The 12,289-nt window shown below is 37.4% G+C and carries 12 protein-coding genes; 7 read left to right on the top strand and 5 right to left on the bottom strand.

The annotated features are described in order from the left end of the window. Window positions 1–82: 82 nt before the first annotated feature. Window positions 83–1,204 (top strand): saccharopine dehydrogenase, encoded by a 1,122-nt coding sequence (locus ACRXC1_RS04860; RefSeq protein WP_433656950.1) that lies wholly within the window; start codon window positions 83–85, stop codon window positions 1,202–1,204. On the opposite strand, the gene ACRXC1_RS04855 is transcribed toward ACRXC1_RS04860, so the two are convergent. Beyond that, a complete protein-coding gene (locus ACRXC1_RS04855) occupies window positions 1,189–2,010 on the bottom strand; it encodes a glycosyltransferase family 2 protein (protein WP_433656948.1) in 822 nt (273 codons plus the stop codon). The genes ACRXC1_RS04860 and ACRXC1_RS04855 overlap by 16 nt on opposite strands. Then, window positions 2,000–2,923: an aldo/keto reductase gene (locus ACRXC1_RS04850; protein ID WP_433656946.1), complete on the bottom strand. Its 924-nt coding sequence runs from the start codon at window positions 2,921–2,923 to the stop codon at window positions 2,000–2,002. Before ACRXC1_RS04850 ends, ACRXC1_RS04855 begins: the two co-directional genes overlap by 11 nt. A 74-nt stretch (window positions 2,924–2,997) precedes the next feature. Between ACRXC1_RS04850 and ACRXC1_RS04845 the strand changes: the two genes are divergently transcribed. After that, the gene (locus tag ACRXC1_RS04845) at window positions 2,998–4,032 is read left to right on the top strand and encodes a hypothetical protein (protein ID WP_433656944.1); all 1,035 of its coding nucleotides are present in this window, start codon (window positions 2,998–3,000) and stop codon (window positions 4,030–4,032) included. Continuing rightward, complete coding sequence (locus tag ACRXC1_RS04840) at window positions 4,029–5,030, top strand: SPL family radical SAM protein (protein ID WP_433656942.1); 1,002 nt, start codon at window positions 4,029–4,031, stop codon at window positions 5,028–5,030. Before ACRXC1_RS04845 ends, ACRXC1_RS04840 begins: the two co-directional genes overlap by 4 nt. Here ACRXC1_RS04840 and ACRXC1_RS04835 read toward each other — a convergent pair whose 3' ends face one another. Further along, window positions 5,031–5,942, bottom strand: a complete 912-nt coding sequence (locus ACRXC1_RS04835; RefSeq protein WP_433656940.1) for a hypothetical protein — start codon at window positions 5,940–5,942, stop codon at window positions 5,031–5,033. A 275-nt stretch (window positions 5,943–6,217) separates the two neighbouring features. Between ACRXC1_RS04835 and rpmB the strand changes: the two genes are divergently transcribed. Then, window positions 6,218–6,454: a 50S ribosomal protein L28 gene (gene rpmB / locus ACRXC1_RS04830; RefSeq protein ID WP_021266376.1), complete on the top strand. Its 237-nt coding sequence runs from the start codon at window positions 6,218–6,220 to the stop codon at window positions 6,452–6,454. Between the two features lie 77 nt (window positions 6,455–6,531). On the opposite strand, the gene ACRXC1_RS04825 is transcribed toward rpmB, so the two are convergent. Next, window positions 6,532–8,226, bottom strand: coding sequence for a S8 family serine peptidase (locus tag ACRXC1_RS04825; RefSeq protein WP_392907232.1), 1,695 nt, complete (start codon window positions 8,224–8,226; stop codon window positions 6,532–6,534). A 148-nt stretch (window positions 8,227–8,374) separates the two neighbouring features. On the opposite strand from ACRXC1_RS04825, the gene ACRXC1_RS04820 reads away from it, so the two are divergent. Together ACRXC1_RS04820 and ACRXC1_RS04815 are read left to right on the top strand one after the other, a co-directional pair. Continuing rightward, window positions 8,375–9,052, top strand: a complete 678-nt coding sequence (locus tag ACRXC1_RS04820) for a hypothetical protein (protein WP_392907230.1) — start codon at window positions 8,375–8,377, stop codon at window positions 9,050–9,052. Window positions 9,053–9,069: 17 nt separating this feature from the next. Then, window positions 9,070–10,077 (top strand): DUF4340 domain-containing protein, encoded by a 1,008-nt coding sequence (locus tag ACRXC1_RS04815; RefSeq protein ID WP_392856494.1) that lies wholly within the window; start codon window positions 9,070–9,072, stop codon window positions 10,075–10,077. On the opposite strand, the gene ACRXC1_RS04810 is transcribed toward ACRXC1_RS04815, so the two are convergent. After that, entirely contained in the window at window positions 10,074–11,012 is a 939-nt protein-coding gene (locus ACRXC1_RS04810; RefSeq protein ID WP_433656937.1) for a hypothetical protein, read from the bottom strand. The two genes, ACRXC1_RS04815 and ACRXC1_RS04810, sit on opposite strands and share 4 nt — an antisense overlap. A 179-nt stretch (window positions 11,013–11,191) precedes the next feature. On the opposite strand from ACRXC1_RS04810, the gene ACRXC1_RS04805 reads away from it, so the two are divergent. Continuing rightward, window positions 11,192–12,202, top strand: a complete 1,011-nt coding sequence (locus ACRXC1_RS04805) for an HD-GYP domain-containing protein (protein WP_433656935.1) — start codon at window positions 11,192–11,194, stop codon at window positions 12,200–12,202. Window positions 12,203–12,289: the final 87 nt, after the last annotated feature.

Here is a 12,289-nt window from a genome sequence, read left to right as displayed (position 1 = left end):
TTAAGAATGAGACAGGGCCCTTTGCTATAGTAGTCTATTAGCTTTGCTATAAGTATTCGATTTTTTTGGGAGATTAAATTTCATGACAAATAGGACAATCTGGCTTCGCCATGAAACAAAACCGTTTGAACAGCGTAGTGCTCTTACGCCACAAGCAGCCTTAAAACTAAAGGAGCTTGGTCATGAAGTAATTATTGAACGCTCACCAAGTCGTATCTTTAAAGATGAAGAGTTTGAGGCCTTAGGTCTTAAAATGATGCCGACAAATTCATGGATAAACTTTGCCCCTGCAAACGCTTTTATCCTTGGACTAAAAGAACTTGATGTTCACGAGTTCCCTCTAAGTCACCGTCATATTCACTTTGCTCACGTCTATAAAAACCAAACAGGCTCAAAAGAAATGCTTGATCGTTTTATTCAAGGAGATGGAAAACTTTATGACCTTGAATACCTTACTGACAGTAATGGGAAAAGAATTGCGGCATTTGGAAAATGGGCCGGTTTTGTAGGAGCAGCTCTTGGGCTCAAGAACTGGATTTGCCAGCAAAGAGGCACAGACTTCAATGAATGCGCACCTCTTAAGTCATATTCATCTCAACATGAGTTAATCAATGAAATATCAAAAGAACTTGATGAACTAGGCTCAAGGCCAAGAGTTTTAGTTATTGGTAATCGAGGGCGTTGTGGACGTGGAGCAAAAGAGCTCCTCAAAGCAGTTGGTGTAGAAATGATTGGTTGGGGAAGGAGCGACACACAAGTGGCCAGACCAATTAAGCAAATTCTTGACTACGATATACTCGTTAATTGTACTTTAAATAAAACACCTGCAGAGCCATTCTTAGACTTAGATATCCTAAAGAATGAAAGAAACCTTTCTGTGATTTCAGATATTAGCTGTGACCCGACAGGACCTTGTAATCCACTTCCAATTTATCCAGATATTACAACGATAGATGTCCCAACATATAGGATTCAAGAGCTCGATCAGCTTCTCGAAGTTACGGCCATTGACCACTTACCTTCACTTCTTCCAAGAGAGAGTACAGAGGAATATGTCGAGCAACTACTTCCTTATCTAATTAATTTACTTAATGGTGATATCGAAGACTCTCCGTGGGAAAAAGCACTTGAGATCTTCTATCAAAAAACAATTGAGCTAGGATTAGAGAAGAAATTAGTCGAAGAGCCTCAGTTACTAATGTAATTTTCGATCGCTCTTACTTCATCGTAATTTTCAAAATTTTCGTGTTTCTCATACCCTTTAATAAGGTATTGGCACTTCTTTAAACAAAGCTGTGTTAATACTTCAATTCTTTCTTTCGAAAGTTGGCGATTTGCTTTTGCCCAGGCCATGGCCTTAACTCTCCAGTAGTCCATTGCAAAGAATTTAAATGAGAGTTGATCGTCGTGCCCAGCATGTTTAATTACGAAGGCCTCTTCTAGGAAACCTATTTCATACAGAGACGTTATCTTGAGCCAGAGGTCGTAATCTTCACAAACAATAAAGTCTTCATTAAACCCACCCATCTCTTCAAATAAGCTACGCTCCATTAAGACACTTGATGGTGAGATCACACAATTTTTTAATGAGCGAATAAACATATCCCCACCAACTTTTTGGTGAACTTTCTTTTGCTTCACAACCTCTCCATCTCTTAACCAATGCTCACCTGTATGGCAAAGACGAAGCTTAGTGTTCTCAAGTAGGCTTAGTTGGCGTTGAAGTTTGTTTTCACTCCACTCATCATCTGAGTCAAGAAATGCAATGTAGTTTCCTGACGACTGGATTACGCCAAGATTTCGAGCAGCGGAGACTCCTCGATTTTGTTGAAAGATATATTTGATACGCTCATCTGAAAAAGACTCGACGATATCTTTTGAATTATCGCTAGAACCATCATCAACAACAATCAGTTCAAAGTTTTGAAAGCTTTGCTTTAAAACCGAATCAATTGCACGGGCCAAGAAATTGGCCCTATTATAAGTGGGAATAATAACGCTAACTAACACTGCTAATGATATCTTCCAGCATCTCTTTCGTTACTTTCTTTTCAAGAGAATTTAGAACGCCATCGAGTTGACCATGATTTCTAGCACCACAAAGAATAGTGCTTAACTCATCATGTGAAAGGTTAAAATGAATAGCAAAGTCTAGCCCTGTTATTCCATGTTCTTCAAGGGCCGGCTGCATTCTAGCTACGATATCATAGCGACTCTCTTTATCCATGGCCTTCCACCATGGTGCCCATGAACGACAATCACTTTTATCAAACTTACGATCTTTTGTAACTCTTCCTGTAAGGATCCCCTTATCAAGAGTTCCCCAGCTCATGAAACTTATGTCTTCACTTTTTACAATTGGGAAGATGTCATTTTTCACGTCTTGTTCAAAGAAGTTAAATTGTGATTGAATCACTTCAATCTTATCAATTTCAGATGCTAACTTAAACTCTTCTGGAGTAGTATTACACAAACCGATGTGTTTGATTTTGCCTTCATGCTTGGCCTTGGCAATCACTTCAAGTGTTTTTCTAATATCCACTCTCTCATCAGGCCAGTGAACCATATAAAGATCGATATAGTCTGTATTTAAATCTCGAAGAGACTGTTCAATCATCCTTTGAGTTACAACTGGATCATTAGTCATATCCACTCGTTTATTCTCGTGCCAAGTCACTCCAGACTTAGAGACAATAAAAACTTTTTCGCGATTATTTTTAAAGGCTTCACCAATTCTCTTCTCACTCTCACCAAAACCGTAAATAGGTGCAGTATCGAAGATCTTAACTCCACGATCAAAGGCATACTGAAGAAGACTAATTGAATCTTCTTTACTAATATCACCAAATCCATAACCTGCGCCCTCTCCAGAGATGCTGGCGCCACCAAATGCGAATTGTCCAAATTGATCTAATATTTTCATAAGTCATGAATATCTATTTCGCCTAAATGCGTAAAGACTTGACGCACCGACAAGATAAGCGTTATCTCCTAGTTATGGATTTACTTGTATTTGCCCACCGCGGCGAGGCCCAAACATTTTTAAAAGAGATGGATTTTAAGTCCCATCCTGAATTTAACGACCTCTACCTAAATGGTGACCTGAGCTTTGGTTTAGTTCTGACAGGAGAGGGCCCACAGAATGTAATGATGGCACTCACCTATGCGATGGGTATTCTAAAGACACAAGGGGTACAGCTAAACCAACTTATTAATTTTGGAATTTGTGCCTCCTTTAATGAAGATTTAAAACAAGGTGAAATATTTGAGATTAGAACAATCTATGGGCAAGGTGAATTTAAAAGCTTTCAGTGCCTAGGCGAGACATCAAAGCTAGATCTCATTACTGCAAATGAACGAATTCTAGATACTAAGCTTGCAAACTCACTTTCACACTTTGCCCCACTTGCTGATCGCGAGGCTTGGGCCATTGGGTTAGTGGCCAAAAAATTTCAGACTCCTTTAAGAGCTTTTAAATTAATTTCTGATCATGTTACAGATGCACCAATTTGTGAATATATAAAAGAGCATGCACAGGACTACTCACAAGAGCTCTACCGCTACTTTGTGACTTCAGTATCGAAACAAGAGAAGTCCCTCAATGCAGAGCTTCCTCTTCTTGATGATAAAGACTTCTACTTTACTCTTTCATTAGAGCGTGAAGTCAGAAACTTAACAGAGCAAATCCTTGTGAAGTATGAAATGGATCTGGAAGAACTTTTAAACTTAAGTGCTATAAAAAATATTAAGGCCCTTGAAGTAACGCCAAAGAAGAAGGCCTTAGAACTTAGAGACTTCTTAAAAGAAAAACTCTATCCAACTCGAACGAAAATAATTAAACAACTTGATAGCTTTGTTAAAAATACGGCCTTAGAAAAGAATGAGCTAACTTACGATCCTTCACTAGAAAAAGTTATCCTTTATATACGATCAAAAATTACTTCTGAAAAAGATCTCGTGAGTCTTCAAAAAAACCTTTCAAAGATTGATTGGCAAAGATTCAACTCCCTAATGAATGGAGAAGAACTTTGAAAATAGAGAAGATCTTTATTGAAAATTCAATTAAGGATGAGATTGTCGCAAATCAGCTGCCACAGAAGTTTCCAAAAGCAAAAGTCGAAATCATCTCCAACTATGCTGACATTTGGGGAAGGGTAAAAAAGCCTTACCTCCAAAAGAGGGACTCTCTCAACCTCTTTATTGCTAGAAAGCAAGGCCAGCTAGTTAAAGAGGCCCCAAATGCTTACGGTATCTCAGGAGAGCCTCACTACTACTTTATTCACGCCTATAATTGTATTTATGAATGTGACTACTGTTATCTTCAAGGCTATTTCAATACTCCTGATCTCGTCCTCTTTGTTAACCATGAGGAAATCATCAGCGAAATGCAAAAGCTTGCAGATAAGTCCGATGAAAATATGTGGTTTCATGCGGGAGAATTTAGTGACTCTCTCGCCCTGACACATCTTACAGGTGAACTAAATTATTATCATGAATTTACGAAGAAGAATCCTCACTGCTATATTGAGCTAAGAACGAAGTCGGCAAATATCAAAGAGCTTCTAAAGCTTGCGCCTCTTCCCAACTTTATTACGTCCTTTTCTCTTTCACCAAAGAATAAGGTTAAGTCTCATGATCTGAAGACACCTAGTCTCGCCGCCCGTATAAAGGCCATTAAGAGTCTTTATCAAGCAGGCCATCCTATTGGTATTCACTTTGATCCAGTCATTCACAGTGAGAATTTTGAAAGTGAGTATGAAGAATTAATTAGTGAACTAAGTGAAGTCATTCCCCTAAGTAAAGTTGAGTATATCTCTATTGGAGTTGTTCGCTTTACAAAGGATGTCTATTCGCAGGTAAAGAAGAACTATCCACAAACAACGTACTTCCACTCTGAACTAACAAAGGGTGAAGATGGAAAGATTCGCTACCCTAGACCTATGAGAATGTGGATTTTGGGCAAGATAAAAGATCTCTGTCTAAGAGCAGGTGCCTCTGAAAAGAGTACTTATCTTTGCATGGAAGAATAATTACTCGTTTAAGTATTCTGGATAATTAAGATAGAGAATTTCAATCACAGAAGAAGAGAACCCACGTTGCCTTTCACGATAATTGCGATAAACCTCTCCAGGATTTACAACCTTAGCATTCTTAGCTGACGCCTGATTAAGGCCTGCTTGAGACGTCGACATCTCGTCATAAATTGATTCAAGCTCAGAAAAGTACTCACTGTCTTTACTTGATAAACTTCCAATGGCCTTTAAAAGAGTTAAAGACATAAGGATATTATCTTGTAGCCCGTCTGTTTCTAGGCTCATAACAAGCTTATTAACTGTGCTATCAATTATCTCGGCCCTTTGAGCTTGCGTAATTTTATCTTCACTCGACATTTCAATAATAGTTTCAAAGAGTACTGTGATATTTGACTGACGACAAACAAGCGGAGCTCGCATGATCGCTGCCATATCCTCTTCACTTATCTCATCTACACTGTCGAGGGCCTCTTGAGCTAGTTCAGGAAAGCGTTTCGCTATGGCCCTTCCCTCATTATTAGTTAACTGATCGAGCGCTCTGTTTACAAGGTTTGCAATATTGCTCTCTTGTGCATAATAGCCAGAGTCAGGGTCAATGATCTGGGCCGGCGGCATAACTGAATTAAAACTCTGTTCACAATCTGCATTACTTCTTCTTAAATCTTCAATAACAGCACTTAGCTCAGAAAAGGCTCCCGTATCTGGGCCAATATTATTCAATGCCACGACCTGATCATCAGATCTCTTATAATCAGTCTTCTCATGAAACTGCTTACGTGGAACGAATTTCTTCTTAGGTAGTGCGCGATCTGTAAAAGCGATTGGGGCGCTCTGAGAGTATTGTTCCCTCAAGGCCTCTGGATGGTATTCATCATTGTAATAAGTGTAGAAATAATAACCGAGGGCCATCAAGACCAAGACCGACAAAAACAATAATATTCGTTTTTTCAAATCTCTTCCCTCAAAAAAGTTCTAACTAGCTAGAATTACATTTAATAATAAGTATATGATAACGATATTCCGCTGCTATGTCCAAATAACTTTGGTATTTTGCAGTAAAAACCGTAGGATATTACGCAATTTGTACAAAAGTAGTTGCACTTTTACGACGTTATGTTTATATTCTACAACCTAATAACCCATATGTTAATGTAGAGTTTATATAAATAAATAAGGATGAAGTGATGGCACGTACATGTGATTTAACTGGAAAAAGAAGACTTGTTGGTAACAAAGTTTCTCACGCTAAAAATAGAACAAAAATGACTCAAAAACCAAACCTTCAAACGAAGAGAGTTTTTGATCCTGTAACAGGTGAAACAATCAAACTTAGACTTTCAACTAGAGCAATCAGAACTCTAGACAAAGTTGGTTCACTTTCTAAGTTCCTTAAGAAGTACAAGCACCTTTGGAACGCTTAATTAGATTTAAATCGATTTAAGATAAAGAAAAGGCCAGCATTTTGCTGGCCTTTTTATTTGGGTAATTTTAATTCTTCTTAGTATTGAACATCTACTTGATCAATAGCAAATCCCCACTTCTGAACTGAACGATCAGACTTGAAAATAAGCTTCAGCGTATCACCTTCAGCGAAGAAAGAAGTATAGTTCTCTCCTGAACCTGTAATCTTCTCAACTAGTACACCTCTAGCGTCTCTAACTTCGATAAAGTCATAACGATTCTCAAGATCAAATTTACGAACTCTTACTCTCATAAACTTTGCACCTTCAACAGTGTAAGTCGTCTCAAGTGTCTGGTTCTCTAAGTATGGGTGCTCTGATTCAAAAGAAGCAACATTTACAGTTTCCCAATCTTCTGGATTCGGCTCATTTCTTTCGGGAACTGTGTCAGTTAGAAGATTATAAGCATTGATACGACCAGCGTTGATTGTCTTACCTCTTAGGGCAGCAACAGGATCAGAAGTAACCATTACCTTATTTCTAATTTCTAATGGAGTAAGTCCTTTGTTTTCAGAAAGGAAAAGACCGATTACACCAGAAACATGTGGCGTTGCCATTGAAGTTCCAGAGTAAGAAGCATAACGTCCACCCTTAACAGTTGAAAGAATTTCGTGTCCTGGAGCACCAATATGTACAGTTGAACGTCCATAACAAGAAAAGCTTGCTAGTTCATCAGCAGCAGTTGTTGCAGCAACAGAAATTACGTTATCAACATTGTAGTTTGATGGGTAGTGTGGCTTAGAATCATTGTCTGTTGAAGAGTTACCAGCAGCTGCAGTAAATACGATCCCTGCTTCATTAGCTCTCTCGATTGCTTCCTTAAGAGCTTCTGAGCGGCCACCGCCTCCCCAAGAGTTTGACATAATATCAACACCAATTTTCGTTGCATAATCAATCGACTTAATTGCTGCTTCAGTTGATCCTGAACCACTATCTGTTAGGAATTTAATCCCTACAAATTGTACATCTCTCATTACACCAGCAACACCAATAGCGTTATGTGAGGCACCGATTGTCCCTGCACAGTGAGTTCCGTGTGAGTGACCATCCATTGGATCACCATCATTATTTGCGAAGTCATATCCGTGGATATCATCTACATATCCGTTTCCATCATCATCAATTCCGTTACCAGGAATCTCGCCTTCGTTTGTCCACATTTGATCTCTTAGGTCTGGGTGGTTGTAATCAATCCCTGTATCGATAACCGCAATTTTAATGGCACGATCACCTTGAGTAATTTCCCATGCTCTAAGTGCATCAACGTCCGCACCTTCAACACCAGACACACCTCTTGGAGCATTTGAACCAGTATTTTTTAGACCCCATAGTTGACCAAATTTTTCATCAGCTGGCGTGTAGTAAACACCTTCATCTGAAGAAGTGTTATAACTTAAGATTTCTTCTAATACATTTGTGTGTACGATTGGCTTAACGATTTCATAGATAAAGTTTGGCTCTGCATACTCTACCTCTGCTCTTTCGTTCATTTGCTTTGCAATTGCATCAATTGACACAAGTGACTCATTAAACTTAACAACATATAAGTCACCAGACGTTAGTTCGATACGACGGTCAAGTGAACTTCCATGTAATGATTGTCCAAAGAAACTTTCAACAGATACATCTTTCTTTAACTTTACGATTAGTTCACCTGGAACGTAATCAGCAGCTAGTGGAGAAAGGGCCATTGCAGAAACAACAGCGGGTGCTAAAAATGCTTTTAATCTCATTAGATCCTCCTAATCTTTTTGTCTCCCTTCCATGGGAGACCCTATGCTAAGACTTTTGAATAATTGTCTATCAACTAGTTTAGCACTCTTTCAGAGGCAAAAATTTCAAAAGATACAAAATATTGAAAATGTGAGAAAATGTTAGTTAATGATACACGGTAAAAGTAGCGACCCAGTCCTAATAAAAAGAATCAAAGTTAATGTTTGGACACTTCGAGATGAAGTGGAAGCAGCGGTAAAACTAAGATATAAAAATGGTGAAAAGCCTAATATTGACGACCTTATCGAGATTTATAAGGATAAGGGTGAATTACCTATCAACGAAAGCATTGAAGATGAAGAGGCAGCTCTTGATCCACAGGCTTTGGCCGACGCTGCCATGGCCGGAGACAATGTTACGCCGATCAAAGAAACAAAAATCATCAAGCAATTTATTCCTGATTTACCTCCTGCAAAGGTTTACGTAGGAAATATTCTCCTATCTGAACTCTATATGGATGGAATGTATTTCTTTTGTGAGAAACAATTTACTCAAGGTCAATCGATTGTTGTTGATATTCAAATTCCAAATCGAATTATTCTAAATGGTGTCGTGATCTTCTCACGTACCTACAATATGAAGAGTCGTATTATTTCCCAAACGAGCATGCCGTTCCGAACAGGTATCAAGTTTACATTCCTCAAAGAAGGTGAACGTACCCTACTTAGGAATTTTATCAAATCTATTGAGCCAGAAGTTAGAGAGGAGCCGACTGCTCCAGCGGCGGCCAAAGAAAGTAGCTCAGATGGTGATGATGACTTCGATCTCTTTGACGATCTCGAATAAGAATTCTAGAATTTCTTATGCAAAATATTAAACGTAATTACTTTTCAGCCAGCCTCGTCTCAATACTCTTTATTACTCTCCTTTTTGGAGCAGTTATTAGTGAGTTTTTTCAAGCACCAGTTATTACTTCAAAAGAACTGTCTAATCTTCAGTTTCTATTTACAAGTGATCAGGTTGATAAAGTTGATAATATTTCCCTTCAATCAAATCTTGGACGCTTTAGCCTCGCTAAAAATAAGAATCAATGGATTATTACAAAGCCAAGAAGAATTAATGCTAATGAAGCAATCATTAATAAACTTTTAGACTCACTAAAGAATGTGAAGATTAAAAAGATCTTTCCAAAGGATCCGATTAACCTATCTAACTTCTCTCTTGATAACCCAACATCAATAGTCACACTAAAAGGCGAAGATGGATCAGATGAAACAATTTCATTTGGTTTAATCAACCCAATCGATAACTCGACTTATGTTGTAAGTGATAAGGACAATGCTATCTATCACGTCAATGCAGTAAAGTTCTCTCTTGAGAAAATTGATCTTCCCTCTCTTATTGACTCACGAGTCTTTAGTTATGCACCAAGTGATATTAGAGGTGTTACAGTTATTAACTCTGGGAAATTACGTTTTGAATTTAGTCGTAATGATAAAGACATTTGGGTTTCAGGGAACAAGGCCCTTGATGATGAGGCCGTACAAGAGTTCTTAGTTAAGCTGACAAGCTTTAAATCGAACTCTATCCTTGATAAGCGAACAGAAAAGATGGATAAGGCAATTGAGCGCTATCTGGCCAAGCCATACTTTAAGGTCATCGTTAAGATAAAAACAGGTGAAGAAATTGAGTATGACCTCTCTTGGGTGTTAACAAGCTTACCTGATCTAAATATTGAGAAAAAAGAGAATTTTATAATTCGAGCATCAAATAGAGAGCACCCTTTCTTAGTAAGTAAAGAGTACTTAAATGTTTTATACAAAAGGCTAAGATCTTTTAGACCAAGCCCTTTGAATAAAATTATTTATTAAGCGATTAAATTATTAAGGATATCAGAAGCCGCGCCTTCAACTTCATCAATGACGTGTTGAATGGCCTTACCTATGCGGTGATGTTTGATTGGAAATTTCGCAAAAGGAATGAACATATAGTATGTCTCACCCTTGCAAGTCTCAAGAGCGTTTAAATCCTTAAAAATATTTTCATCAAAATCAATTTTTACAGATTTTGCTTTTGTGCAATTTCCAATTACTTCATCAAACTCTTCGAATCTTTTCCCTGTAGCGCTGAGGAGTCCCCCAACCTCAGCACTAAGAGATATTTGGTCGGACTGCGATAGACTTAAGAAGTTCTTATGACCTTCAATTGATACAAGGATTCCCTTGCGGCTCAATTGAACAATCTGTCCATCAACAGGTTTTAAAATAGAATTCCAAAATGAAAACTTCGCTTTTAAATTTGTATTCATTCTAAAGTCTCGATGACTTAGAGAAAGATTATTAAGCAGGCGATCATAGACAAATAATTTATAGATATCATAATCAACCCATCTCATTGAATGAAGATGCATGAATGGCCCGGCCTTATGCTTTAGAGAAATAAGAGTTTGCTTATTCACATCAAACCATAGGTGCTTAAGCCTTGGGTCAATATAGAAGTTATACAGATCAAAGAGAGTTGTCTCCATCTCACCTTTCTTATTTACAAGCCAAACTGGTATTTCTTTAAAAGTTTCGAGTTCTTCCTTTACTTCCTCGATACTCATTGAAGAATCACCATTTAAGTGTCGCTCTTTCATTGCACAAATTAACTTTGACCAATTCGACCAATGAAGACTGTATGAACTGTCATCAAATAGTTGAATTGATTCAAATAACTTCGGGTCAGCAATATAATCTTCTAGATTCTTTAGCGCACTCATGGCCTTCTCACTTGTCAAAATTAGCTCAACATTCGTTCTATTCATTCAATATAGCAACTTAGTTAATTAATTCGAGCCTTATTCAAATTAGCCTTTAATTTCTATTAATTTCGAGTGCTTAACTTATAAACTAAGGCTTTCTCCAATAATTTATAAAATTGCGAAATATTGCCTATTATTCTTGGTATTTAATGATTTTAGCGACTTAAGCTATAATATGAACTATGAAAGCAGAAGATATCTTCCGTAAATCACATTTGGCATTAAACTTGACCCCTTTTACTATTAGGGAGCTTTTTAATATTCCAACAACACCATGTGATGTTTATATCTTCGAAGATGGAAAATTTAAGCACAACCTCTATCGTGGCACTTATGTATCGAATGACACTCTTAAAGAGATGATTGAAAAAGGTCATACAATTGTTTTTGCAACAACAGAGCAAAGACAAGAGCTTAAAGAATTACAGCAAGAATGTCTCAGACAAGTGACTCGCTCATTTTCCATGGGTGATACTTACCAGAATTGTAAGAATCAATTGAATCTAATTACCATCAATCTTCGCTATCTTTTTGAAGATCCAACAGATGATAATGCACTTAATTTGCAGTACCAAAGTTTAAAAGTTCTGGCATCTTTCTTGATTAAGAATCCAAAAATGCACGAAGCGCTTTATCGCTATTTTGCGGCCCAGGGCCATCACTATATTTTTGCACAGCCCCTACTATCATCTATTTTTCTTGTGGGGATTTTAAAAACATCTCAGCTATATAATGATAAGGATATTGAGAACTTTTTTATCACAAGCTACTTCAAAGATATTGGGATGTCGGCCATCCCAATTGATAAGTACGATAAAGAGAATCTTTCTGAAATGGATAAGGTGCTACTTGCAAAACATCCGATTATTTCAGCTCGTATTCTACAAGGAAGAATTCAATTAAGTCCTGCTCATATGAAGGTTATCGAAAACCATCACACGTTCAGTATTTTAGATAAGTATGATTCGGACAACCAATACTTAAAGAATTTAACTGTTACGGGTTTTGAAACAATCATGGTAAATATTTGTGATATTGTTGCTGCCATGATTTCTCCACGCCCTTATCGAGAGGCCCTTACAATCTTTGATGCCCTAGAGAAAGTACGTTCACATATTGGTAAGGACTACCCTCACGAGTTTAAGATTATCATTAATTATTTTCGTAATTTCTTTACAACTTCAGTCAAGTAAAAAAAACTTTTCATAACGTTTTAAATATTTCACAATTATAAGTAACCAAGGACTGAGGTTAATATATTTTTTATTATATATATTTAA

Source organism: Halobacteriovorax sp. GFR8 (assembly GCF_050955245.1).
GTDB lineage: Bacteria > Bdellovibrionota > Bacteriovoracia > Bacteriovoracales > Bacteriovoracaceae > Halobacteriovorax_A.
Note: the sequence above shows the minus strand (reverse complement) of the source record. Positions and strands in the feature narration are given on the sequence as shown.

What these genes read in the sequence shown, in the direction of transcription:
- ACRXC1_RS04860 (WP_433656950.1), top strand. Translation starts at nt 83, where the DNA reads ATGACAAATAGGACAATCTGGCTTCGCCATGAAACAAAACCGTTTGAA.
- ACRXC1_RS04850 (WP_433656946.1), bottom strand. Translation starts at nt 2,923, where the DNA reads ATGAAAATATTAGATCAATTTGGACAATTCGCATTTGGTGGCGCCAGC.
- ACRXC1_RS04845 (WP_433656944.1), top strand. Translation starts at nt 2,998, where the DNA reads ATGGATTTACTTGTATTTGCCCACCGCGGCGAGGCCCAAACATTTTTA.
- ACRXC1_RS04835 (WP_433656940.1), bottom strand. Translation starts at nt 5,942, where the DNA reads ATGGCCCTCGGTTATTATTTCTACACTTATTACAATGATGAATACCAT.
- rpmB (WP_021266376.1), top strand. Translation starts at nt 6,218, where the DNA reads ATGGCACGTACATGTGATTTAACTGGAAAAAGAAGACTTGTTGGTAAC.
- ACRXC1_RS04825 (WP_392907232.1), bottom strand. Translation starts at nt 8,226, where the DNA reads ATGAGATTAAAAGCATTTTTAGCACCCGCTGTTGTTTCTGCAATGGCC.
- ACRXC1_RS04820 (WP_392907230.1), top strand. Translation starts at nt 8,375, where the DNA reads ATGATACACGGTAAAAGTAGCGACCCAGTCCTAATAAAAAGAATCAAA.
- ACRXC1_RS04815 (WP_392856494.1), top strand. Translation starts at nt 9,070, where the DNA reads ATGCAAAATATTAAACGTAATTACTTTTCAGCCAGCCTCGTCTCAATA.
- ACRXC1_RS04810 (WP_433656937.1), bottom strand. Translation starts at nt 11,012, where the DNA reads ATGAATAGAACGAATGTTGAGCTAATTTTGACAAGTGAGAAGGCCATG.
- ACRXC1_RS04805 (WP_433656935.1), top strand. Translation starts at nt 11,192, where the DNA reads ATGAAAGCAGAAGATATCTTCCGTAAATCACATTTGGCATTAAACTTG.